23 protein-coding genes, 2 tRNA genes and 3 pseudogenes are annotated in these 21,599 nt (G+C 67.4%); 13 read left to right on the top strand and 15 right to left on the bottom strand.

Annotation, left to right across the window (positions count from 1 at the left end):
* Positions 1–6: 6 nt before the first annotated feature.
* From B5V46_RS01830 to B5V46_RS01815, 4 genes are read right to left on the bottom strand one after another with little or no spacing between them, the layout of a single operon-like run.
* Entirely contained in the window at positions 7–1,458 is a 1,452-nt protein-coding gene (locus B5V46_RS01830; protein WP_080615007.1) for a glycosyltransferase family 39 protein, read from the bottom strand.
* Positions 1,433–1,744, bottom strand: a complete 312-nt coding sequence (locus B5V46_RS01825; RefSeq protein ID WP_080615006.1) for a lipid-A-disaccharide synthase N-terminal domain-containing protein — start codon at positions 1,742–1,744, stop codon at positions 1,433–1,435. Before B5V46_RS01825 ends, B5V46_RS01830 begins: the two co-directional genes overlap by 26 nt.
* Positions 1,734–2,468 carry a glycosyltransferase family 2 protein gene (locus B5V46_RS01820; protein WP_080615005.1) on the bottom strand — a complete coding sequence of 245 codons (735 nt, stop codon included), beginning with the start codon at positions 2,466–2,468 and terminating at the stop codon, positions 1,734–1,736. Before B5V46_RS01820 ends, B5V46_RS01825 begins: the two co-directional genes overlap by 11 nt.
* Positions 2,469–2,505: 37 nt before the next feature.
* On the bottom strand, positions 2,506–3,579 hold the full coding sequence (locus B5V46_RS01815) for a LacI family DNA-binding transcriptional regulator (protein ID WP_155773889.1): 1,074 nt from the start codon (positions 3,577–3,579) through the stop codon (positions 2,506–2,508).
* Between the two features lie 248 nt (positions 3,580–3,827).
* On the opposite strand from B5V46_RS01815, the gene B5V46_RS01810 reads away from it, so the two are divergent.
* A tRNA-Arg gene (locus B5V46_RS01810) sits at positions 3,828–3,904 on the top strand.
* A 5-nt stretch (positions 3,905–3,909) separates the two neighbouring features.
* On the opposite strand, the gene B5V46_RS20345 is transcribed toward B5V46_RS01810, so the two are convergent.
* Complete coding sequence (locus B5V46_RS20345) at positions 3,910–4,200, bottom strand: tyrosine-type recombinase/integrase (RefSeq protein ID WP_231119197.1); 291 nt, start codon at positions 4,198–4,200, stop codon at positions 3,910–3,912.
* A gap of 254 nt (positions 4,201–4,454) precedes the next feature.
* Complete coding sequence (locus B5V46_RS20105) at positions 4,455–4,625, bottom strand: hypothetical protein (protein ID WP_196774312.1); 171 nt, start codon at positions 4,623–4,625, stop codon at positions 4,455–4,457.
* A 352-nt stretch (positions 4,626–4,977) separates the two neighbouring features.
* Between B5V46_RS20105 and B5V46_RS01800 the strand changes: the two genes are divergently transcribed.
* Positions 4,978–5,253 (top strand): hypothetical protein, encoded by a 276-nt coding sequence (locus B5V46_RS01800; protein WP_080615002.1) that lies wholly within the window; start codon positions 4,978–4,980, stop codon positions 5,251–5,253.
* Here B5V46_RS01800 and B5V46_RS01795 read toward each other — a convergent pair.
* Positions 5,250–6,551, bottom strand: a complete 1,302-nt coding sequence (locus tag B5V46_RS01795) for an Nramp family divalent metal transporter (protein ID WP_080615001.1) — start codon at positions 6,549–6,551, stop codon at positions 5,250–5,252. The two genes, B5V46_RS01800 and B5V46_RS01795, sit on opposite strands and share 4 nt — an antisense overlap.
* Before the next feature lie 204 nt (positions 6,552–6,755).
* Here B5V46_RS01795 and mntR point away from each other — a divergent pair, with 204 nt between their 5' ends.
* Positions 6,756–7,175 carry a manganese-binding transcriptional regulator MntR gene (gene mntR, locus B5V46_RS01790; RefSeq protein ID WP_080615000.1) on the top strand — a complete coding sequence of 140 codons (420 nt, stop codon included), beginning with the start codon at positions 6,756–6,758 and terminating at the stop codon, positions 7,173–7,175.
* A 9-nt stretch (positions 7,176–7,184) separates the two neighbouring features.
* On the opposite strand, the gene cobU is transcribed toward mntR, so the two are convergent.
* On the bottom strand, positions 7,185–7,691 hold the full coding sequence (gene cobU / locus B5V46_RS01785) for a bifunctional adenosylcobinamide kinase/adenosylcobinamide-phosphate guanylyltransferase (RefSeq protein ID WP_080614999.1): 507 nt from the start codon (positions 7,689–7,691) through the stop codon (positions 7,185–7,187).
* A 186-nt stretch (positions 7,692–7,877) separates the two neighbouring features.
* Between cobU and B5V46_RS01780 the strand changes: the two genes are divergently transcribed.
* From B5V46_RS01780 to B5V46_RS01760, 5 genes are all read left to right on the top strand, one after another.
* Entirely contained in the window at positions 7,878–8,171 is a 294-nt protein-coding gene (locus tag B5V46_RS01780; RefSeq protein WP_080614998.1) for a ribbon-helix-helix domain-containing protein, read from the top strand.
* 105 nt (positions 8,172–8,276) lie between these two features.
* Positions 8,277–8,672 carry a VOC family protein gene (locus B5V46_RS01775; RefSeq protein WP_042457259.1) on the top strand — a complete coding sequence of 132 codons (396 nt, stop codon included), beginning with the start codon at positions 8,277–8,279 and terminating at the stop codon, positions 8,670–8,672.
* Between the two features lie 78 nt (positions 8,673–8,750).
* On the top strand, positions 8,751–9,275 hold the full coding sequence (locus tag B5V46_RS01770; RefSeq protein WP_080614997.1) for a twin-arginine translocation signal domain-containing protein: 525 nt from the start codon (positions 8,751–8,753) through the stop codon (positions 9,273–9,275).
* 27 nt (positions 9,276–9,302) lie between these two features.
* On the top strand, positions 9,303–10,874 hold the full coding sequence (locus B5V46_RS01765) for a GMC family oxidoreductase (protein WP_080614996.1): 1,572 nt from the start codon (positions 9,303–9,305) through the stop codon (positions 10,872–10,874).
* A gap of 229 nt (positions 10,875–11,103) precedes the next feature.
* Positions 11,104–12,720 carry a glucan biosynthesis protein gene (locus B5V46_RS01760; RefSeq protein WP_231119196.1) on the top strand — a complete coding sequence of 539 codons (1,617 nt, stop codon included), beginning with the start codon at positions 11,104–11,106 and terminating at the stop codon, positions 12,718–12,720.
* Between the two features lie 18 nt (positions 12,721–12,738).
* Here the strand turns inward: B5V46_RS01760 and B5V46_RS01755 are convergent.
* From B5V46_RS01755 to B5V46_RS01740, 5 genes and pseudogenes are all read right to left on the bottom strand, one after another.
* Positions 12,739–13,065: pseudogene (locus B5V46_RS01755) on the bottom strand (peptidase); the annotation flags it as partial.
* Positions 12,996–13,184: a hypothetical protein gene (locus B5V46_RS20760; RefSeq protein ID WP_080614993.1), complete on the bottom strand. Its 189-nt coding sequence runs from the start codon at positions 13,182–13,184 to the stop codon at positions 12,996–12,998. The gene B5V46_RS20760 and the pseudogene B5V46_RS01755, both read right to left, overlap by 70 nt.
* A gap of 218 nt (positions 13,185–13,402) precedes the next feature.
* A pseudogene (locus B5V46_RS20755) lies at positions 13,403–13,495 on the bottom strand (calcium-binding protein); the annotation flags it as partial.
* Between the two features lie 121 nt (positions 13,496–13,616).
* A pseudogene (locus B5V46_RS20750) lies at positions 13,617–13,811 on the bottom strand (glycosyl hydrolase); the annotation flags it as partial.
* A complete protein-coding gene (locus tag B5V46_RS01740; RefSeq protein ID WP_080614991.1) occupies positions 13,808–14,302 on the bottom strand; it encodes a glycosyl hydrolase in 495 nt (164 codons plus the stop codon). The pseudogene B5V46_RS20750 and the gene B5V46_RS01740, both read right to left, overlap by 4 nt.
* Before the next feature lie 232 nt (positions 14,303–14,534).
* Here B5V46_RS01740 and B5V46_RS20325 point away from each other — a divergent pair, with 232 nt between their 5' ends.
* Entirely contained in the window at positions 14,535–15,812 is a 1,278-nt protein-coding gene (locus B5V46_RS20325) for a threonine/serine exporter family protein (protein WP_080614990.1), read from the top strand.
* A gap of 9 nt (positions 15,813–15,821) precedes the next feature.
* On the opposite strand, the gene B5V46_RS01730 is transcribed toward B5V46_RS20325, so the two are convergent.
* Entirely contained in the window at positions 15,822–16,679 is an 858-nt protein-coding gene (locus B5V46_RS01730; protein WP_231119195.1) for an N-formylglutamate amidohydrolase, read from the bottom strand.
* Positions 16,680–16,831: 152 nt separating this feature from the next.
* Here B5V46_RS01730 and B5V46_RS01725 point away from each other — a divergent pair.
* From B5V46_RS01725 to B5V46_RS01710, 4 genes are all read left to right on the top strand, one after another.
* Positions 16,832–16,906, top strand: a tRNA-Val gene (locus tag B5V46_RS01725).
* 90 nt (positions 16,907–16,996) lie between these two features.
* The gene (ykgO, locus tag B5V46_RS01720; RefSeq protein ID WP_010141322.1) at positions 16,997–17,122 is read left to right on the top strand and encodes a type B 50S ribosomal protein L36; all 126 of its coding nucleotides are present in this window, start codon (positions 16,997–16,999) and stop codon (positions 17,120–17,122) included.
* Positions 17,123–17,288: 166 nt separating this feature from the next.
* Positions 17,289–19,031 (top strand): alpha/beta hydrolase, encoded by a 1,743-nt coding sequence (locus B5V46_RS01715; RefSeq protein ID WP_231119194.1) that lies wholly within the window; start codon positions 17,289–17,291, stop codon positions 19,029–19,031.
* A gap of 118 nt (positions 19,032–19,149) precedes the next feature.
* On the top strand, positions 19,150–20,301 hold the full coding sequence (locus B5V46_RS01710) for a hypothetical protein (protein WP_080614987.1): 1,152 nt from the start codon (positions 19,150–19,152) through the stop codon (positions 20,299–20,301).
* Positions 20,302–20,347: 46 nt separating this feature from the next.
* On the opposite strand, the gene B5V46_RS01705 is transcribed toward B5V46_RS01710, so the two are convergent.
* A complete protein-coding gene (locus B5V46_RS01705) occupies positions 20,348–21,571 on the bottom strand; it encodes a phenylacetate--CoA ligase family protein (protein WP_080614986.1) in 1,224 nt (407 codons plus the stop codon).
* Positions 21,572–21,599 lie beyond the last annotated feature (28 nt).

Raw genomic sequence — 21,599 nt, 5'->3', positions numbered from 1 at the left:
GGCGGCTCAACCATTCCAGCAGCTGGCCGGAAGCCGGAAGATGCGGATGCGCTTGCCGCGATAGGCGCCGGTCTGGGGGGCGAGATCGGCCAGCGGCGTCACCCCCTCGGCACAGGCAGGCGGGCTTCCCCCCGCGACATAGAGCACCTCTCCCCCGAGGTCGTCCGGCAGCGCATGGCGCAGCGCGTAATGGTTGGGCGCGCGCCCGACCGGCGGCGGCGCATAGATCGAGACATCCCGATCGCGCCCGGTATAGAAGAGATCGGCCAGCAGGTCGCGATTGTCGGCCAGGATCACGCCCTGCCCCTCGGCCGCGGCGATGTCGAGGATCGTGGTGCTCATATCGGCGCGGCCGAGATAGCGTTCCAGCAGCGGATGACCGCCGAGGCTCGCCACCGGGGCGAAGACCCCCAGCACCGGCAGCGCCAGCGCCACCGTTCCGTTGATCGCGAAAGAACTGATCCGCCAGCCCCGGCCGAGGCCCGGCAGCACCGCCAGCGTTCCCGCCAGGTAGGCCGCCGCGGCCCAGTTTGCATAGGCCCCGGCGAGCAGCGCCTCGACCGAGACGATGGCCACGACCGGCAAGGCGAAGACCAGCATCAGCCGGCTCGGCGCATCCTGCCGCGCCCAGCGCAGAGCGTTCCATAGCAGCGCCGCGAACAGCACCGGTCCGAAGACCGCGAACTGGCTGCCCAGAAACTCGGTCAGGCCCGAAATGTCGAAGCCCGCCCGTTCAGAGGGCGCGCGCACCCAGTCGGCATTGTCGAGCGTATGCTCGAGCGTGGTCATGCCGTTCTGCAGGTTCCAGATCACATTGGGCGAGATCGTCGCCGCAAAGGCCAGAAGCGCCAGCCCCGCATCGCGCAGCCGGGGCCGCGCGGGCGGGATCAACAATGCCGCGAGCGCCGCGCAGAGCGGATAATAGATCGCCGCGTATTTCGAGAGAAAGGCCAGCCCCAGCGCCAGGCCCGCCGCCAGCGCCCAGCCCGGTCCCGGCCGCGACAGCAGCCTCAGCCAGAAACCCAGCGCCAGCGCCAGAAACGGGAACATGATCGTGTCGGTCGAGATCAGGATAGAGCCCACCGCCACCATCGGCAGCGTGACATAGCCCAGCGCCACCCAGATAGCCGCCCGCGCGCCCCAGAGCCCGGCCGCGATCCGGCCGAGAATGAGCGCCGTCGCGGCATGAAACAGCGGCGCCGGCAAGCGCACCCAGAACGGCGCATCGCTGCCGGCAAGCCCGGTCGTGGCCCGGATCACCCAGCCGATCATCGGCGGCTTCGAATAATAGCCGAAGGCCAGCTCGCGCCCCCAGAGCCAGTACTGGGCCTCGTCGACGAAAAGATCCATCCGGTTCAGCCAGAGCAGCCAGACCCGGAGCGCGGTCACGGCCAGAACGACGGCCGCAGCCGGTCCCAGCCATCCGTGACGATCAGGTGTTGCGGCGCCGGTGTGCATGGATCAGCCAGAGATTGCGGGTATAGATGAAGACGCCGGTCACCTGCCCTAGGATGAAGACCGGGTCCTTGCGGTAGATCGCATAGGCCAGAAGGATCAGCCCGCCCGCCATCGAGAAATACCAGAAGGCCACAGGCACCACCGAGTTGCGGGCACGTTCCGAGGCGATCCACTGCACGAGGAAGCGCGCAGTGAACATGAGCTGGCCGCCCAGTCCGACCGCCACCCACCAGAACTCGGCCCAGCTGTCGACATGCAGCCAGCCGAACAGCGTCTCAATCTGCATGCCGCGGCTCCTCGGCGGCCCGCGCCTTCTTGCGGCGGCGGATCAGCCAGGACACCCCGATCAGGTCATAGGCACCGACCAGCGCACGCTGAAGATTGCTGTAATTCGACGCCCCGGCATGGCGCTCGCGATGGCTGACATCGACCAGAGCGATCTCCCAGCCGTCGCGCCGGAACAGCGCGGGCAGATAGCGGTGCATGTGGTCGAAATAGGGCAGCGTCAGGAACAGGTCGCGCCGGAAGCCCTTGAGCCCGCAGCCGGTGTCGCGGGTGCCGTCCTTCAGCAGCCGGCCCCGGATCGCATTGGCCGCGCGCGAGGCCCATTTCTTCGAGGCCGTATCCTGCCGCCCGACGCGCTGGCCCGCCACCAGACCCAGCCGACCGGTCTCGTCGGCCAAGAGCGGCGCCCAGAGCTTCGGCAGCTCGGCGGGCGGGTTCTGGCCGTCGCCATCGAGCGTGCAGACCACCGGCGCGCGGGCAGCCAGCACACCGCTATGGACGGCCGCGCTCTGCCCGCCCGAACTCGGGTGGCGCAGCAGGCGCAGCGACGGGTCGGTCTTCATCCGCTCGGCGACGATGGCCGCGGTGGCATCGGTCGAGCCGTCATCGACGACGATCACCTCATGGCTGTCGAGCACCGCGCAGGCCTCGGCGATTTCCCCGAGAAGGAAGGCCACGTTCTCGGCCTCGTTCTTCATGGGGATGACGATGGAAACGGCTGGCATGCAGGCCTCTTTGCGGCACCGGGGCGGTTTGCCGCGCTTAAACCTGATCGCGGACGGCTTGTCCACATCTGGCAAGGTCGGCGCGCAGCGTGTCGCCCGGATCGATCCGCGGGCTCAGCGCCACCCGCTCGCCCTTGCCGGGCAGGCCCTTCCCGACGCAATCGGCGATGATCTGCGCCGCGCGACGACCGATCTCGCGGCGCTGGATGTCCATCGTGGCCGGGCGCAGCGGCAGCCCGTTCAGAAGCTCGATGCCATTGAAGCCCGCCAGCCCCAGCTTGCCCGGCACGTCGAAACCGCGCTCCAGACAGTAAAGCAGCCCGCCCGCGGCGATCATGTCGTTGGAGAAATACAGAAAATCCAAGTCGGGGTGACGGTCCAGAAGCGCCCGCGTCATCTCGCGCCCCTTCTCGAGCCCAGAGCCGCCCGAATAGAATTCCTGGTCGACGACCTCGAGCCCCGCCCGGCCGAGCGCCCCGGTGAAGCCCTCGAAGCGTTTGCGCGCCCGGTGATCCATCGGCATCTTGGTGCCGAGAAAGCCGATCCGGCGATAGCCCGCCGCGGCGATGGCCCGCGCCATCTCGGCCCCGGCCCGGCGATGGGAGATGCCGACGACCGAGTCGATGGGCTCGCCATCGAGATCGAGGATCTCGACCACCGGAATACCCGCGGCCCGCAGCATCGCCCGGGTCGCCTCGGAATGCTCGAGCCCGGTCACGATCAGCCCCGACGGCCGCCAGGACAGCATCTCGAACAGCACCTTCTCCTCATGCGGCGGATCATAGCGCGACAGGCCGAAGACGGGCTGCAACGGCGTGTCCTCGAACACCTCGTTGATGCCCGCCAGCACCTCGGGAAAGACCATGTTCGACAACGACGGGATGATCACGCCGACGAGGTTCACCCGCTGGCTGGCCAGCCCGCCCGCGATGCGGTTCGGCACATATCCCAACCGCTTGGCGGCCTCCAGCACCCGGGCACGGGTCTTTTCCGAGACATCGCCGCTTTGCCGCAGCACGCGGCTGACCGTCATCTCGCTGACGCCCGAGGCTTCGGACACGTCGCGCAGCGTCAACGGTCGGCGCGGTCTGTCGGGCGGGTCTGCGGTCACGGCGCGGCGGGTCCTTCGAGGGCTGGTCGCATCAGTTAAGCGGGAATGCCCCGGAAGTCCAAGCCGAAGCGGTCTTGCAACCGCAGCGTTTTCCGGGGAAAAGACGGGACATGGTCCCGTTGCCCGACCGGATGGGCACGCCTTTCTCAGGCGGGTGGTCGGGGCCGGAAGACGTTGAGGAGACCGACGGTCAGGAGAAGGGCAGCCTCGCGCACCCCATGTTCCGAACCGTTCGAAGGTTAAAGACAGGCCCCGTGGCTCAACTGGATAGAGCAATCCCCTCCTAAGGGATAGGTTGCAGGTTCGAGTCCTGCCGGGGTCACCATAAAATCAAATACTTACGCGACCTTTTGGTGTTTGCACTCTGGTTCGTTGAACCAGTTTCGGAGCTCCGAACTCCAAAGACCCGGCAGCGCGGCGCAAATGTTCCGGACTGAACCTGGCATAGGTCGAGCGCGTGATGTTCGGATTCGTGTGCCCGAGGTACTCCGCAATCTCCTCGATCGGCACCCCGGCCTCCGCCATGAAGCGGCCAGCGGTCCGGCGCAGATCGTGCGGCGTGCAGTGATCAATTCCGGCACGGGCAACGGCAGCATTGAAACCGGTCTTGATCGATCGCACAGATCCGCGTCCGCGTCCGCGCCCGCGGCAAGCGGGTGCACGATCCGCGCGAATGGATCTCGACCCCGTTGGCGCAGGCCAGGGCCGCGCGCCCCATTCCGGTCTGGGCGGGCAAAAATGACGGAGCCATCGGCAAAACGGCGGGTGGCAGCTATCCGCGGGGCGAAACCGCCGCGCCCTGGAACGGCGGGGCCATCGCCGCGCGATTCTACTTCGACCGGCGCTATCCCGGCGGCCTCGACCCCGAGGCCGGGCTAAGCCCTGACCTGACCGCAACGGATGGCGACATCCTCGAATATCAAGAGATGCAAGGGTTCGACGATCTCTTTGCAGCCTTCGATGTCACCTTGCGGATCGTGACGTTCCACCGTCAGCGCGCCCGCATCGGCATAGGCCGAGAGCAGCTCTGTCAGGATCTCGACCACGGTCTTGTTGTGAAAGATCAGCTGGTTACGCCTCAGGTTGGCAAGAAAGGCCTAGGGCCGAAGCCGCAGCCGGTAGCGATGGCCATTGTCGCCCGAGCACAGCCAGCGCGCCTCGGTGACGATGCCGTCGAAGGGGCGCGCGCCGTCGCGGGTGGTGAGGGTGATCTGCCGCTCAGCCTCCTAGGTGTTCTGGCTTCGACACTCAATGGGTCTGAAGCCCGAAGGCGGGTTGCGGCAGCGCTGCTGGCAGCGTACCGGAATGCGGGCGGGGGGAGGCCGCGCCGTCGCGGCGCCGTGATCCGGTTTCCGCCAAGACCGCCAGACGATGCGACCGCCGAGGAGACCGCCCGCGATGCCGATGCCCGACAGGACCGAACCTTCCTGCCGCAGCCTTTGTGCCCTGCCGCCGGCCCTTGCGTTGCCGATCCTCTCGGTGGCCCTGGCGGCCTCGGTCTTCCTCTGGATCGGGCTTGGCGCCGGCCTGTTCTGGCTGGGCTCGGGCGGTGGCGGCCATCCGGTCCTGCCCGAACTCTGCGGGCTCGGATTGCACGGTCTGGCGATCTCGGGATCGGCGCTTGCGGCTCTGATCCTGCTCTGCCGGCGGCCGCAGGGCCGGGCCCGAGACTAGCCCCCCACGATCAGAGATCCGAGAAACGGCAGGTCGAGCCCGAAGGCCCCGGCCAGCAGAACCGCGTTCAGGCTGAGCACCATCGCCGCCCCGGCAATGGCCAGCGCGCGCAGCAGCGGCCCAGTGGCATAGGCCCCCATGACGTCACGCCGCCCGGCAAAGACGATCAGCGCGATCATCGGCACCGGCAGCGCGATCGACAGGATCACCTGGCTGACGACCAGCGCCTGGGTGGCGTTGACCCCGGCTGCGACCACCGCGAAGGCGGGCAGCATCGTCACCAGCCGCCGCAGCCAGATCGGGATACGGATCCTGAGAAAGCCCTGCATGATCATCTGCCCCGCCATCGTGCCGACGACCGAACTGGAAATGCCCGAGGCGATCAGCGACAGCAGGAACACACCCGCCGCCGCCGCGCCCAGAAGCGGGGTCAGGGTGTGATAGGCGGTCTCGATCTCCGAGACCTCGCTATGGCCGCTGTGAAAGGCACTGGCCGCCATCATCACCATCGCGATGTTGACGATCCCGGCCACGGCCAGCGCCGCCACCACCTCGATATCAGAATAGCGCAGCACCTTGGCGCGCTCGGCCTCGCTGTGGATGACGGCGCGGGTCTGGGTCAGGCCCGAATGCAGGTAGATCGCATGCGGCATGACGGTGGCGCCGATGATACCGACGGCGATGGTCAGAGCGGCGGCATCGGGCATGGCGGGCGTCACGAGGCCCAGCCCCGCCGCGCCCCAGTCGACCGGCGCGATCAGGATCTCGGCCAGGTAGCAAAGCCCGATCACGCCCACCAGCGCGCCGATGATCAGCTCGATCGGCCGGAAACCCCGGCCCTGGACCAGCAGGATCGCATAGGTGACGATGGCGGTGATCGCCATGCCGACGATCAGCGGCAGCTCGAGCAGCAAGGACAGCCCGATGGCCCCGCCCAGGAACTCGGCCAGATCGGTGGCCATGGCCGCGACCTCGCTGACCGCCCACATCACCCCCACCAGCGGTCGCGGAAAGTGGTCGCGGCACAGCTCGGCCAGGTTCTTGCCGGTGACGATGCCAAGCCGCGCCGACAGCCCCTGAAACAGCATCGCGATCAGGTTCGCCAGCAGCACCACCCAGAGCAGCGTATAGCCGTAGCCTGCGCCGGCCTGGATATTGGTCGCGTAATTGCCCGGGTCCATATAGGCGACCGAGGCGATCACGGCCGGCCCCACGAACAGCAGCCGGGCCCGAAGACCATGCCGCTTGCCCGAAAGAAAGTCGGACATTTCCAGGCGGGTACGGTCGCTGGGGCTCATGATATCGTCCTGAGGCAGGGTGGAAACGGATGACGAACAAACTTAGCCAAGGCTTCATTTCGTGCAAGTGTCTTTATCGTGATGTTCTATCTTCTCTTTCATCCAGAGGCATCATCCGGCTCTGGCCTAGGCGAACCGTCCCGGCTATATATCCGGTCCTGACAGTCCGGCCGGCCGCGGCGCCGGTTCGGGAAAGGAGGCCCGATGCCGCCCGACATGCCCCCGCCCGCCGACCGCTTCCTCCGCGCCCGCGAGGCGCAGGCCGTCGCGCTGCTTGAGGATTATGTCGAGATGATCGGCGATCTGATCGCCGAACATGGCGAGGCGCGGGTGGCCGACATCGCCCAGCGCATGGGCGTTGCGCATCCGACCGCGACCAAGGCGGTCTCGCGGCTCAAGCGCGAGGGGCTGGCGGTCTCGCGGCCCTATCGGGGCGTGTTCCTGACCGAAGATGGCGCGGCGCTGGCCGACCGGGTGCGCCAGCGTCACCGCGTGGTGGTCGATATGCTGGTGGCGGTGGGCGTACCGCGCGAGGCGGCCGAGATTGACGCCGAGGGCATCGAGCACCATGTCTCGGAGACCACGCTGCACGCCTTCGAACGCTATCTCACGAAAAGCGGCTGAGCGGGCCGCTCACTTCACCCGCAAGGGCAGGCCCGACACCACGAATTCGACCTCGTCGGCAACCTTGGCCACGCGCTGGTTGACCCAGCCCTGGGCATCGCGGAAGGCCCGGGCCAAGGCGTTTTCGGGCACGATGCCCATGCCGACCTCGTTCGAGACCAGCACCACCGGCGATTGCTGGCGCGCGAGCGCCGCGGTCAGCGCCCCGGCCTCTGGCTCCCAGTCGCGCCCTGCGAACATGTGATTGGACAGCCAGAGCGTCAGGCAATCGACCAGCCGCGGCCCGGCGCCATCGCTGCGCTCAAGCGCACCGACCAGATCGAGCGGTTCCTCGATCAATGTCCAGCCCGGCCCGCGCGCCGCCCGGTGCCGGGCCACGCGGTCGCGCATCTCGTCATCCTGCGGCTCGGAAGTGGCGATATAGACCGGCGCGCCCGGCATCGAACGGACCCGCGCTTCGGCATGGCTGCTCTTGCCCGACCGCGCCCCGCCGGTCACCAGAATGATCCGTCCCATCGCGCTCTCCTTCGGTCCCCGGCGCTGCATAGCCCGCAGGGCGCCGCGCTGCAATCGCCAGGGTAGAGAAGACCCGGCACGGTTCTTGCTTGGGGTCGCCCCTGGAATTGGTATAAACTTCAGACCGGACAGGACGGCGACGACAGACACCGCCTGAAGACCGCGCCGCAGGGAAGGAGACATGCGATGTGCCAGATCTTTGCCGGACAGGACCCCGAACGCTACCAGTCGACCACAAGGCGGCTGCGGCTCAACGGACAAAGCACCAGCATCCGACTGGAAAACAGCTTCTGGGCCATCCTCGACGAGATCGCAGCCTCGGAAGGCGCAACGACGCCCGCCTTCATCTCCAAGCTTCATGCCGAGGTGCTGGAACGGCATGGCGAGCCGTCGAATTTCACCTCGCTCCTGCGCTGCACCTGCCTGATCTTCCGCGAGACCGCCCCGGCAGGAGGCCCGATGGCGATGGCCGCCGAATAGCCCCCGGCGCAAAGCCCGCATGGTAGTATCGCGCTACTACCCCGGCCCTCCCCGTCCCGCGCTAGGCTCTTTCCGAACGGAAGACCCAGCAAGAAGGGGACCATCTTGGCCAAGGCGATCCACAGCATGATCCGGGTGCTCGACGAAGAGCGGTCGGTGGCGTTCTACGACAAGGCCTTCGGGCTCAAGGTCGCGGAGCGGCTCGATTTCCCGGATTTCACGCTGATCTACATGAGCAACCCGGAAACCGAATTCGAACTCGAACTGACCGTGAACAAGGGTCGGACCGAGCCCTATGACCTGGGCGACGGCTACGGCCATCTGGCGGTATCGGTCGAGGATCTCGATGCCGAACATGCGCGCTTCGAGGCGGAGGGCCTCGCGCCGCGCAAGCTGGTGGAATTCGCCCCGGCGGGCGAACTGGTCGGGCGGTTCTTCTTCGTCGCCGATCCGGACGGCTACCAGATCGAGGTGCTGGAACGCAGCGGCCGCTTCAAATGACCCGATAAAGAGAAAAGACCGATAACGACAAGAGACAGGGCGGCTGGACCCCGCCCGTCTGTCAAGGGAGGAGATCAGATGACAGACCAGCAAGCCGTCCGGGCACTGACCCGGCGCCAGCTTCTTGCGCGCGCCAGCGCGGCAGGGGCGACTTTGGTGGTGGGGGCAGGCTTCGTCGCAGCCCCCGACGCCGCCTGGGCCCATGAGACCGCGGCGCTGAAACCCGAAACCTTCGCGACCCTCGTGCAGATGGCGCGCGACATCTATCCCCATGACCGGATCGGCACCGAATATTACGTCGTCGCGGTCAAGGGCTACGATACGGCCGAGGCCGCCCCGGCGATCGAGGCGGGCATCGCCGCGCTGGACGAACTGGCGCGCGGTCACGGCTTTCCGACCTACCTTGGCACCGGCTGGGAACGGGACCGCGCCGAGATCCTGCGCGAGATCGAGGACAGCGTCTTCTTCCAGACCATCCGCGGCGGGCTCGTGACCGGGCTTTACAACCAGAAAGCCGTCTGGCCGCTCTTCGGCTACGAGGGCGAGAGCTATTCGAAGGGCGGCTATCTGCATCGCGGCTTCGACGACATCGCCTGGCTCTGAGCCATAGCCAGTCAGGGAGGAACGGATATGGCTGCAAAATTCGACAAGACCGACGACAGCGTGGTCGTCATCATCGGCACCGGCGCGGGCGGCGGGGTGCTGGCCAACGAACTGGCCCAGAAGGGCATCAAGGTCGTGGCGCTCGAGGCCGGCGGGCGCTACCTGCCCGAGGATTACATCAACGACGAATGGGAAAGCTTCGGCCAGCTCGCCTGGACCGACCCGCGCACCACCTCGGGCGACTGGCGGGTGGCGCGCGACTTCCCGGCCCTGCCCGCCTGGATCGTCAAGGCGGTGGGCGGCACCACCACTCACTGGGCCGGCGCTTCGCTGAGGTTCCAGGAGCATGAGTGGAAGGGCAAGACCACCTACGGTCCGGTGCAGGGCGCGAACCTTCTCGACTGGCCGATCGACGCGGCCGAGATGGAGAAATGGTACGACCTGGCCGAGAAGAAGCTGGGCGTAACCCGCACCAATGGCCTGCCCGGCCTGCCGGGGAACAACAATTACAAGGTCTTCGAGGCGGGCGCGCGGGCGCTCGGCTACAAGGAGGTCAGCACCGGCCGGATGGCGATCAACTCGGTCGAGCGCGACGGGCGGCTCAGCTGCCAGCAGACGGGCTTCTGCTTCCAGGGCTGCAAATGGGGCGCCAAATGGTCCACCGCCTATACCGAGATCCCGCATGGCGAAGAGACCGGCAATCTCGAGGTCCGCGAAAAAGCCCATGCCGCGCGCATACTGCATGACGCCAAGGGCAAGGTGACCGGAGTCGAATATTTCGACGCCGAGGGCAATCTGCAGATGCAGAAGGCGCGGATCGTCTGCGTCGCCGGCAACTCGTTCGAAAGCCCGCGGCTTCTGCTCAATTCCGCCTCGTCGATGTTCCCAGACGGGCTGGCCAATTCCTCGGGCCAGGTCGGGCGCAACTACATGCGGCACATGACCGGATCGGTCTATGCCAGCTTCGAGCAGCCGGTCCGGATGTGGCGCGGCACCACCATGGCCGGCATCATCCGCGACGAGGTTAGGCACGATCCCTCGCGGGGCTTCGTCGGGGGCTACGAGTTCGAGACCATCAGCCTCGGGCTGCCCTTCATGGCGGCCTTCCTCGATCCGGGCGGCTGGGGGCGCGAATTCACCTCGGCGCTCGATGCCTACGAGACCATGGCGGGCATGTGGATCGTCGGCGAGGACATGCCGCAGGAAACCAACCGCGTGACGCTGAACCACGATGTGACCGACCAGCATGGCCTGCCGGTGGTCGACGTCCATTTCGACGACCATCCGAACGACCGCGCGATGCGCGCCCATGCCTATGAGCGGGGCCGCGCGATCTACGAGGCGGTGGGCGCGACCCGGACTTTCCCGACGCCGCCCTATCCCTCGACCCACAATCTCGGGACCAACCGGATGTCGGAAAACCCGCGCGACGGCGTCGTGAACCGCTGGGGCCAGAGCCATGACGTAGCGAACCTCTTCGTCTCGGACGGCTCGCAATTCACCACCGGCGCGGCCGAGAACCCGACCCTGACGATCGTGGCGCTGGCCATTCGTCAGGCCGACCACATCGCCCGCGAGATGTCGGCCCGGACCATCTGATGCCACGCTGACTGCCGACCGGACAGGGCCTCCGGGCGGGCCCTGCCGGAACCGGCGGGCCGGGGCGCACATCCCGGCCCGTCTCGTCATGGCACAAGGCGCCTTTCATGGCGCCGTGCTCCGACGGCATGGCCCCGCCGATGAACCGATCTTCAGCTTGATTTGGCCAGCAAATCCACCAAATTCCTCGGACGTCGCCCCAGCCGGGGCCGCCGCCAAGGAGCCCAACGTGCCGACTGTCCGTCCGACCGACCACCGCCTTGTCAAGAGTACCCTCTTCGCCGCCGCCACCTGTATTGCCGCCGTTTTTGCCGCCGCCCCCTTCGCCGCGGCCGATCCGGCTTCGGTCCCGCCCGCACCGGGCCTTTCAGGTCCCGAACTCGGCGCTCCCAGAGCTTTCAGCTTCGACATGCTGGCCTCCCGCGCCGCCGCGCTGGCCGCCCGACCCTATGCGCCGACGCCGGTGCATCAGCCCGAGGTTCTGGAAAAGATCGACTATGACGCGCATTGGAAGATCTTCTTCCGGCCCGAGACCTCGCTGATGATCGGCGACACCGCGGCGCAGTTCTTCCATCTCGGCACCTATTTCCGCCAGCCGGTGAAGATCTTCGCGGTAGAGGACGGCACCGCCCGCGAGCTGGTCTACAGCACCGGTTATTTCGACATGCCGGAAGACAGCCCGGCCCATGCGCTGCAACCCGATGCGGGCTTTGCCGGGTTCCGCCTGATGCGGCCCGACATGAAGACCGACTGGATCTCGTTTCTGGGCGCGGCCTATTTCCGCTCGGACGGCGCGCTGAAGCAATACGGGCTGTCGGCACGCGGCATCGCGCTCAATACCGGCATGTCGGTGCCCGAGGAATTCCCGCGCTTCACCGAATTCTACCTCGAGCCGGGTCCGGACGGCCGCACCATCGTCAACGCGCTGCTGGACGGGCCAAGCGTCGCGGGCGCCTACCGGATGGTGCTTGGCGACCAACCCGGCCAGGGCCAGATCATGGACATCACCGCGCGGCTTTTCTTCCGCGCTCCGGTCGAGCGGCTGGGGATCGCGCCCCTGACCTCGATGTTCTGGTATTCCGAAAGCAACCGCTTCCAGTCGGCGGACTGGCGGCCCGAGGTGCATGACACCGACGGGCTGATGATCGAGACCGGCGCGGGCGAGCATATCTGGCGGCCGCTGAACAACCCCGACCGGGTCGTGACTTCCAGCTATTTCGACCAGGACATCAAGGGTTTCGGACTGATCCAGCGGGACCGCGATTTCGAGAACTACCAGGATGACGGCGTGTTCTACGACAAGCGCCCCGCAGTCTGGGTAGAGCCGACCTCGCCCTGGGGCGCGGGCGCGGTCCAGTTGATCGAGATCCCGACCGATGACGAGATCTTCGACAATATCGTCGCGTTCTGGAACCCCGAGACCAAGCCCCAGGCAGGCGACGAGATGACGTTTTCCTACCGGCTGCACTGGACCGCGACCCCGCCGGTCGAGATGAAGCTGGCCCATACCGTCGCCACCCGGATCGGCAATGGCGGCGTGCCCGGCCAGCCGCGTCCCAAGGACCAGATCAAGGTCGTCGTCGATTTCGAGGGGCCCGCGCTGAAGGGGCTGACCCGCAAGGACGGGATCCTGCCCAAGGTCTCGGCGCCCCAGGGGGTCGTGATCATCAACCCCTTCGTGCTGCCGGTGGTGGGCACCGACCGCTGGCGGATGGTGTTCGACCTCAAAGCCCCGCCCGGAACCGAGACGGTCGACCTGCGTGCCTTCCTGACCCGGAAGGGCAAGCCCCTGACCGAAACCTGGCTCGGCCAGATCCATCCCGACCAGATCGAGCGGCTGCGATAGGCCCCTGCGGCGGGGCGCTCAGACGATCTGCAGATCGTCGATCAGCGCCCCGACCGCGCTAAGCCCCTCGATCAGGATGCCATTGCCGTCGCCGAAATCGAGAAACACGCCCGCCTCCGTCGCATAGGCCAGATCCGCCACCGCGTCGGGGCCGGGCGCGGCCCCGGCCCAAAGCGCGGCGTCCAGCCGGAGCGTGTCGATATCCTCCCCGAAATCGGCGATCCGGTCCCGGCCGCCGCCGAAGATGAAAAGATCCGCCCCGGCGCCGCCGATCATCAGGTCGGAGCCCGCGCCCCCGTCGAGAATATCCTCGCCCTCCGCGCCGTCCAGCCAGTCATTGCCATCGCCGCCCCAGAGCCGATCCTCTCCCGCCCCCCCAGAAGCCCGTCATCCCCGGCCGCCCCCAGCAGCGTATCGTCGCCGCCCAGACCGTAAAGCAGGTTCTGCCCGGCATTGCCCGACACAACCCGTTGCCAGTGCCGTCAAGCGCGGTCGTCCCGGTCACGGTAAGATGTTCGAGATTGTCCCCCAGCGTCCAGTCGACCGTGGCGTGAACCCGGTCCCGCCCCGCGCACGCCTTTTCCAGAACGGCACTTGCGGTCGAGACCACCACATAAAGATCGTCGCCCGTCCTGTCCTTCAGCAGATCACCCGCAACGCTGCCCTGCAGCTTGTCATTGCGCGCGCCGCCGCAAAGTGTATCCGAGCCGCCGCCGGTCAGATGACCGTCGCCCGCCCCGCCCAGCATCAGCTCGGCCCCGGCGCCGCCGCTCAGCAGGTCGTCGCCATCGCTGCCCGCAATCGTCGGGGGCGCAACGGGCCGCGGTCAGATCGGCGAAGACACGGCCAACCTCGGTCAGATTGCCCGCCGCGTCGCAAAGGCCGCCGTTCAGATACCAGCCATCGCCGCCCTCATAGGCCGTGAACCAGGCGTGACGCTCGACGAAATCGAGAGCATCCATCATCTCGGCCCCGGTCCGGGCGAAGGCGGCCTGTTCGGCGGCGCTGAAGCTGCGCCCGCCGGTCCAGTCGGCCAGCACCCATTCGGTGACCCAAACCGGCTTGCCATACTGGTCATGGACCGCGTTCAGCCAGGCCTCGAAATCGCGAGATCGCCAGTGTCGGAATAGTAATGGACGGCCACGACATCGACCCCCAGCCCCTGCACCGCGGCGCCGTCCATGAAGCGGCCGAGCCAGCTTTCGGCCCCCAGGGCCTGTTCCTGCGGGGCGGCCGGCGAGACGAGCCGGAGCCCGGTCGCCTCGAGCGCGCCCCAGAGCGCGAGCGCCTCCGCAACCTCCCTAGCCGCCTGGCGGGCCAGATCGGGTTCGTTGAAGCCCAGAAGCGTGTCGGCCCCGGCGGCAAGGATGCGGTCGAGCGCGGCCTGACCGACCATCCGCTCGTCCCGGGCCATGCCGACGAACTCGGCCGGATCGGGACTCGGGCCGGCGTCGTAAAGGGGCCGGTCGCTCCAGGTGTAGTACCACTCGAAGCCCAGCTTACCCAGATCGCCCAGCGCTGTGCCGCGCGAGTCGCGATCCCAGGTTCCAAGCCCGATCTTTTCGGGATGCGCGATGCTCATGGTTGCCTGTCACCCGGGTTGCCACCTCTCCTTGCAGCCGCGCGACTAGTAGTGCACGACGCCAAGCCGCCACTGAAAATGCACCCAAACCATCGAAATCCCTTCCATTTTTAACAGATCCTGCGGGCAACCTCGTCACCGGCGGGGGCGGCATCGCCACAGATTGGCCTTGTCCTTCGCGGCAGGGGAGACAATTGGGAGGGCAAATCGACGACGACCAGGCAGGCTAGCCATGACTGAAAGCACCGACCCCGTGGTGTTGCGCCACCGCCACCTCGAACAGATCGCGATGACCGCGTTGCAGGCGGGCGTTCTTCTGACCGAGACCGGCGGCAAGTCGCTGGTGGTGAGGGACGGCATGCGCAAGATCGCCCTCGGGCTCGGCGCCGAGGACGTGCATGTGCGGGTCGGCTTCGCCTCTCTGGCGCTGACCGTGACCCATGGCGGGAACAGCATCACCCGGATGACCGGCACCGGCGCGCATGGGGTCAACATGCGCCTGAACCACGCCATCCGCGATCTCTGCGTCGCGGTCGAACGCGACGGTGCCACTACCGGAGAGGTCAGCGACGCGCTGGCCCGGCTCCGCGCGCAGACCCCGCATCACCCGCGGCTGCTGATCGCATTTGCCGCCGGCATCGCCTGCGCCGCCTTCGGGCGGCTTCTGGGGGTCGACTGGGCCGCCTTCGGGCCGGTGCTGGCGGCCGGCACGGCCGGGCAATGGGTCCGCGTGAGCCTGATGCGCCACGGCGCCAACCCCTTCGTCCTGACCGCAATCGTCGCCTGCCTCGCAGCGACGCTGGCCGGGCTCATGGCGATACCTGCGGGCAGCCACATGGTCGAGACGGCGATGACGGCGGCGGTCCTCCTGCTGGTGCCGGGGGTGCCGGCGATGAATGCCCAGACCGACATCATGGAAGGCCACCCGACCACCGGCAGCGCCCGCTTCGTGACGGTGGGGATGATCCTCATCTTCATCACCGTCGGCATCTCGGCGGCACGGCTTCTGGTGCCCGAGATGCCCGACGCGGTGTTCGAGCCGCAGCGCTCGGTCCTGCATCAGGCGGTGTTCGGCGCTGTCGCGGCGGCGGGCTTCGGCGTCTTGTTCAACTTCGACTGGCTGCGGCTGGCCTGGGCGGCGGCGGCCGGTGCGCTGGCGCTGGCGGTACGCACCCTCGGGCTGGATATGGGCTGGAGCCTCGAGGCCGCCTCCTTCGCAGCCGCGGCCGCGGTCGCGCTGGGGGTCGAGCTCCTGTCGCTGCCCCGGCTCAGGGTGGCGCGGATGGGAACCGCGCTGGCGGTGGCGGGCTGCATCCCGATGATCCCGGGCGGCGCGGCCACGCAATGCATCATCGGCCTGCTGAACCTGACCTCGCAGGATCCGGCCACCGCCGCACAGACGCTGGGCATGACCGCCTCGGCCGGACTTCGCGTGGCTTTCACCATCGGGGCCATCGGCGCCGGGCTGACCATCGTGCGCAGCCTGTTCCGGCGGTCGGATTTCGTCTGAACGCCGGGCCTATTCGGCCGCCAGCGGCACGTCGTCGGGACGGCCGATCGCGCTCAGCGACGCCACCACCTCGCCCAGCACGCGCCGCAGCGGGTCGAAACCGGCATTGGGACGGATCTCGGCCTCGTCCATGTAAAGCGAGCGGTCGATTTCGACCTGCACCGCATGGCGTCGCCGCGCGGGCAGGCCGTAGCGCTGGGTGATATAGGCCCCGGCGAAGGGCGCGTTGCGCACGACCCGAAGCCCCGCAGCGGAAAAGGCCTGTTCGATCCGGTCGACGATCGCGGCACCGGCCGAGGTGCCGAAACGGTCGCCAAGCACCACCTCGGGGCGCGGCCGCCCACCCGACCGCGCGGTTTCGATCGCCTCGCGCGGCATCGAATGGCAATCGATCAGGATCGACTGGCCGAATCGGGCCATCGCCTCCTCGAGCAACGCTTCGAGCTGGCGGTGATAGGGTCGCCAGCAGGTCTCGATCCGCGTTTCGGCCTCGGCCAGGGCGATCTTGCCGCGATAGATGCCGCGACCGTTTGCCACAACGCGGGGAATCACTCCGAGCCCCGAGCTGATCCGCGGATTGTGCCCGGTCATCCGGGCCCCCGAGATCACCGCCGGATCGAGTTCCTCGGCGGCCCGGTTGAGATCGACGAAGGCGCGCGGCACCGAAGCCGCGAGCAGCGGCGCGCCCTGCCCGGGCGCATCGGAAAACAGGATATCGATGAAGGCATCCTCGGAAGAGCGGATGGTGCGTTCGTCGAGCACCGTCTGGCGCAGGAACGAACTCGGGTAATCCCGCCCGCTATGGGGCGAGGAAAACACAATGCTGGTGGCCGGCCCGTCAGGCCGGAAAAGCTTGAACGCCTGCACGCCGCCAGGTCCTCCTCCGGACATTTATAATGGCATAATAGAGAAGACCAAAAGCCCTTGCACCCTCCTCCGACTCCTTTTATAGACCTGCGGACCGACGCGGTCCTGCCCGCGTCCGTTTTCTTTCGGAAGGGCAGGATGGTTTCGGAAACGGGCGGTTAGCTCAGCGGTAGAGCACTACGTTGACATCGTAGGGGTCACTGGTTCGATCCCAGTACCGCCCACCATCGAATTTCTGTCCCCGCGGCGCAAGGCCCGGGGACAGCCCTTGAAACCCACGAGGCGCACGGACGCGCCGCGACATGAGGAGAAGGCCGATGAAGGTCCGCAACTCGCTCCGCTCGCTCAAGCAGCGTCATCGTGACTGCCGCGTTGTGCGCCGCAAGGGCCGGGTCTATGTGATCAACAAGACCCAGCGCCGCTTCAAAGCCCGCCAGGGCTGAGCGCCGCAACAGGATCAGGTCACGTCGTGACCCGAAACGCTCCGGATCTCGGTCCGGAGCGTTTTTACGTTGCGGCAGGATTGTCGCGCCATGGCCCGATTGTTATCGCGGTTCTGACAGGCCGTTGCATCAGACCGGCCAGGGCAGAACGATGAAGAGGCAGGCCATGACCGCACCGAACGGCCATCCGGAATCCGACCATCCCTACGAGACCGCCGACCGGGCGGGCCGCGCGATCCTGGCGCGGATGACCTCGGGCACCTCGCCCAACGCGGCCGTTGCCGCCTGGGCAGACTGGGCCAGCCATCTCGCCCGCGCCCCTGGCCGCCAGATGGAACTGGCCGAGCGCGCGCTTCACAACGGTGCGAAACTGGCCGCCCATGCCGCGGGCTGGTCGGCCGGGGCCCCGCCGTTCCGGCCGCGCGCCGAGGATCACCGCTTTACCCATCCCGCTTGGTCGCGCCCGCCCTTCTCGCTGTGGCAGCAGGCCTTTCTGGCCGCGCAGGACTGGTGGGACGCCGCCGCCGAACCGGCCCGCGGCACCGACCCGCATAGCAGCGACCGGGTCGCCTTCATGGCGCGGCAGATGCTCGATATGCTGTCGCCCTCGAACATGCTGCTGACCAATCCCGAAATCCTGCAGGAAACGCTGCGCACCGGCGGGGCCAGCCTGATGCAGGGGCTGAAACACCTGACCGAGGATCTGGGCGCACAAGCCAAGGGCGATCCCGCCCCCGCCCCGGAGGGCTATGCGGTCGGCCGCAACCTCGCCGTCACCGAAGGCGAGGTGGTGTTCCGCAACGATCTGTTCGAGCTGATCCAATACGCGCCCCGGACCGCCACCGTGCATCCCGAGCCGGTGCTGATCGTGCCGGCCTGGATCATGAAATACTACATCCTCGACCTCAGCCCGGAAAACTCGCTGATCGCCTATCTGGTCGGGCAGGGCTTCACCGTCTTCGCGATGTCCTGGGTGAACCCGACCGCCGATTACCGCGAGGTGTCGCTTGACGATTACCGCCGCGACGGCGTGATGGCCGCGCTCGAGGCGGTGGGCCGGATCGTGCCCGAACAGAAGATCCATGCCTGCGGCTACTGCCTCGGCGGCACCATCCTGTCGATCGCCGCCGCCACCATGGCGCGCGACGGCGACGACCGGCTGGGCTCGATCACGCTGCTGGCGGCCCAGACCGACTTCACCGAAGCCGGCGAGCTGATGCTGTTTCTCGATGAAAGCCAGGTGGCCTTCCTCGAGGACATGATGTGGGATCAGGGCTATCTGGCGCAGGAACAGATGGCGGGCGCCTTCCGGGCGCTGCGCGACGAGGATCTGGTCTGGACCCGCGCGGTCCGGCGCTACCTGATGGGCAAGGAGGACGAGGGTTTCGACATCTCGGCCTGGAACGCCGATGCGACGCGGATGCCCGCGCGGATGCATTCCGACTATCTGCGGGCGCTGTTTCTCGACAACCGCCTGACCTCGGGCCGGTTCGCGGTCGACGGCAGGGTGATCGCGCTCAAGGACATCCGGGCGCCGATGTTCGTGATCGGCACCGAGAAGGACCATATCGCGCCCTGGCATTCGGTCTACAAGGTCGCGCTCTTCACCCAGAACGAGCTGACCTTCGTGCTGACCAAGGGCGGCCATAACGGCGGCATCCTGTCCGAGCCGGGTCACAAGGGCCGCTATTACCGCATCGGCTGCCGGACGCCCGACACCCGCTACATGGACCCCGACAGCTGGTATGCGCGCCACCCGGCGCAGGAGGGATCGTGGTGGCAGGAATGGGCGGGCTGGCTGGCCGCAAGGACCGGCCCGGCCGAGGCGGCCCCTCCCGCGATGGGCGCGCCCGATGCCGGCCTGCCGCCGCTTTGCCCCGCGCCCGGCACCTATGTCTTCATGACCTGAAGCCATTGTTCCGGTCAGGCCTTCCGCCTAAAAGAGCCATCGACGCGGACAAGCCGTGCGCCCGGAGCCGGACAGGACGCCGCCGGGCAGGCGCGGTACAGAGGACAGGCAGACCGATTTGAACACTCTTGGAAACGCACGCGCCCTGAAACTGGCCGGACTTGCCTACCTGGCGGTTCTCTCGTTGTTCTTCGTCCTGAACTCCTACGCCCGCAGTCATCACAACTGGGATGTCATCGGTTACACCGCCGTCGCCTACAGGCTGATGGGAGAAACCGGCACCGACCACCTTTCGACCCGGACCTATGAAGATATCCGCCGCGCGACCGCACCCGAGACCTTCGAGAAGCTGACCACCGGAGGCTATCGGGCGGCCGTCTACCAGGATCCCGAGGCGCTCCGCCAGCAGCTGCCGTTCTATTCCATCCGGCCGCTCTATGTGGCTCTGTCCATCGCGGGCTCGAAGCTCACCGGGACGATCGCAGACGGAACGGCGCTGGTCTCGGCCCTGTGCGGCGGGCTTCTCCTGATCCTCGGATGGGTCGCCGTCTCTCCCAGATCGATCGCGGTCGCCGCGCTTCTCCCCTTTGCCCTGTACGAGACCGGGCTTGGCTCCCTGGCGCGGCTCTCGACCCCCGACGGGCTGGCCGCACTGATCGCGCTTGCGGCGCTGCTGCTCTGTCAAAGGCACCCGCGCCCGGCAATGCTGCTTTTCGCGCTTCTTCCGCTGGCAAGGACCGATTTCGTCATCCTGCTGCCCTTCGCGGCGCTTCTGCTTCATGGTCGGGTTCCGCGCCTGTGGATCGCCGCCATGCTGGGCGCCGGAGCCGCGACCGTTGTCGGCCTGAACGCCGTCTCGGGCAATTACGGCTATCTTCGCGTCTTCGACTTCACCCTTGTCTCGGGACCTCAACCCTATCCCGCGGAGATGGAGCGGACGCTCGGGATGACCGACATCCTGGGGGCCTATGCCAGGGGCTTGCAGCGTCTCGTCTCGAAAGATACGGGAATGGTCGCGCTGATCCTCGGAACGGCAGCCTTTCTCGCCGCGAAGGCGATGCGGGGCCGCCTCGTCCCATTCGACAAGGCGGTCCTTGCCTCCATAGGTTTCGCGCTGCTGCACTTCCTAGCCTTCCCGTCCGGCTTTGCCAGGCACTACGTCCTGGCGGCTTGCCTCTGCCTGATCCTATGGGCGCGGCTGATCGACAGATGGTCGGTACAAAGGCAGCGTCGCAGCCCGGACAACGGAGGACAGCAGGCCGCAAGCTGACAGCCCGGGGCAGGCGAGACAAGGCGGGCGGGACAGGGCTGCGGCCTCAATCGTAGCGTCGGGTATCCTCGATCATCAGACCGTCATTGGGCAGGCTGCCCGGCGCGACCAGCTCGACCGTTCCTTTCAGCTTCAGCACCTCGGCGACGCTGGCCGCGAAAGGCGCGGGGTCGGTTGCCTCGGTCTCGAGCAGCACCGTCATCGTGTCGCGCTCGCCCGCGCGACCGACCACGACCCGTGCCTTCGTCACGTCGGGATGGCGTGCGACGAGATCGGCCACCTGCTCGGGGCGGACGAACATGCCCTTGATCTTGGCGGTCTGGTCGGCCCGGCCCATCCAGCCCCGGATGCGCATGTTTGTGCGCCCGCAGGGCGATTGCCCCGGCATCACCGCGGACAGATCTCCGGTCGCGAAGCGGATCAGCGGATAGTCGGGGTTGAGCGTCGTCACCACGACCTCGCCCACCTCGCCATCGGGCAGCGGATCGCCGGTGCCGGGGCGCACGATCTCGACGATCACGCCCTCATCGACGATCATCCCCTCCATCGCCGGACTTTCATAAGCGATATTGCCGAGATCGGCGGTGGCATAGCATTGCAGGCAGGCGATGCCCCGATCGGCATAGTCCTGACGCAGCGACGGGAACAACGCGCCTCCCGACACGACGGCGCGCCGGATGCGCGACAGATCCATCCCCAATGCGTCGGCCCGGTCGAGCAGCACCTTGAGGAAATCGGGCGTCCCGGCATAGGCGGTCACGCCAACATCGCGGGCGGCGCGCACCTGCAGCTCGGTCTGGCCGGTGCCAGCGGGCAGGACCGCAGCCCCGACGGCACGCGCGCCGTTCTCGAACATCATGCCGGCGGGCGTCAGGTGATAGCCGAAGCAGTTCTGCACGATGTCGCCCTCGCCGATTCCGGCGGCATGCAGGAAGCGGCCCAGCCGCCACCAGTTGGTGCTGACACAGCCCGGTTCGTAGATCGGTCCGGGCGACTGGAAGACATGATCGAACTGACGCGCCTCCCAGGCGGTATAGCCGCCGAAGGGCGCATCGGCCGATTGCGCGGCGACGAGGCCCGACTTGCGCAGGACGGGCAGCGTCGCCAGGGCCTCGCGCGTGGTCAGGCTCAGCGGGTTCACCTCGGCCAGCGCCCCGGCATAGCCCGGCAGCGCACGGGCGGCCGCGACCAGCGCGGGCAGACATTCGGCCAGAGAGGCAGCGCGCTCGCCTTCCGAGCGGGTCTCGAGAGCGTCGAAAGGAACGGACATCGGTACTCCTTCGGTCACAGATGACAGG

This window comes from Rhodovulum sp. MB263 (genome assembly GCF_002073975.1).
Lineage (GTDB): Bacteria > Pseudomonadota > Alphaproteobacteria > Rhodobacterales > Rhodobacteraceae > Rhodovulum.
This window is presented reverse-complemented; position numbering and strand designations above follow the sequence as displayed.

Bases quoted from the DNA above. Each gene is read 5' to 3' on its own strand.
- B5V46_RS01830 (WP_080615007.1), bottom strand. From the start codon at position 1,458: ATGCACACCGGCGCCGCAACACCTGATCGTCACGGATGGCTGGGACCG.
- B5V46_RS01825 (WP_080615006.1), bottom strand. From the start codon at position 1,744: ATGCAGATTGAGACGCTGTTCGGCTGGCTGCATGTCGACAGCTGGGCC.
- B5V46_RS01820 (WP_080615005.1), bottom strand. From the start codon at position 2,468: ATGCCAGCCGTTTCCATCGTCATCCCCATGAAGAACGAGGCCGAGAAC.
- B5V46_RS01800 (WP_080615002.1), top strand. From the start codon at position 4,978: ATGCCGATGCCCGACAGGACCGAACCTTCCTGCCGCAGCCTTTGTGCC.
- B5V46_RS01795 (WP_080615001.1), bottom strand. From the start codon at position 6,551: ATGAGCCCCAGCGACCGTACCCGCCTGGAAATGTCCGACTTTCTTTCG.
- mntR (WP_080615000.1), top strand. From the start codon at position 6,756: ATGCCGCCCGACATGCCCCCGCCCGCCGACCGCTTCCTCCGCGCCCGC.
- cobU (WP_080614999.1), bottom strand. From the start codon at position 7,691: ATGGGACGGATCATTCTGGTGACCGGCGGGGCGCGGTCGGGCAAGAGC.
- B5V46_RS01780 (WP_080614998.1), top strand. From the start codon at position 7,878: ATGTGCCAGATCTTTGCCGGACAGGACCCCGAACGCTACCAGTCGACC.
- B5V46_RS01770 (WP_080614997.1), top strand. From the start codon at position 8,751: ATGACAGACCAGCAAGCCGTCCGGGCACTGACCCGGCGCCAGCTTCTT.
- B5V46_RS01765 (WP_080614996.1), top strand. From the start codon at position 9,303: ATGGCTGCAAAATTCGACAAGACCGACGACAGCGTGGTCGTCATCATC.
- B5V46_RS01740 (WP_080614991.1), bottom strand. From the start codon at position 14,302: ATGAGCATCGCGCATCCCGAAAAGATCGGGCTTGGAACCTGGGATCGC.
- B5V46_RS20325 (WP_080614990.1), top strand. From the start codon at position 14,535: ATGACTGAAAGCACCGACCCCGTGGTGTTGCGCCACCGCCACCTCGAA.
- ykgO (WP_010141322.1), top strand. From the start codon at position 16,997: ATGAAGGTCCGCAACTCGCTCCGCTCGCTCAAGCAGCGTCATCGTGAC.
- B5V46_RS01715 (WP_231119194.1), top strand. From the start codon at position 17,289: ATGACCGCACCGAACGGCCATCCGGAATCCGACCATCCCTACGAGACC.
- B5V46_RS01705 (WP_080614986.1), bottom strand. From the start codon at position 21,571: ATGTCCGTTCCTTTCGACGCTCTCGAGACCCGCTCGGAAGGCGAGCGC.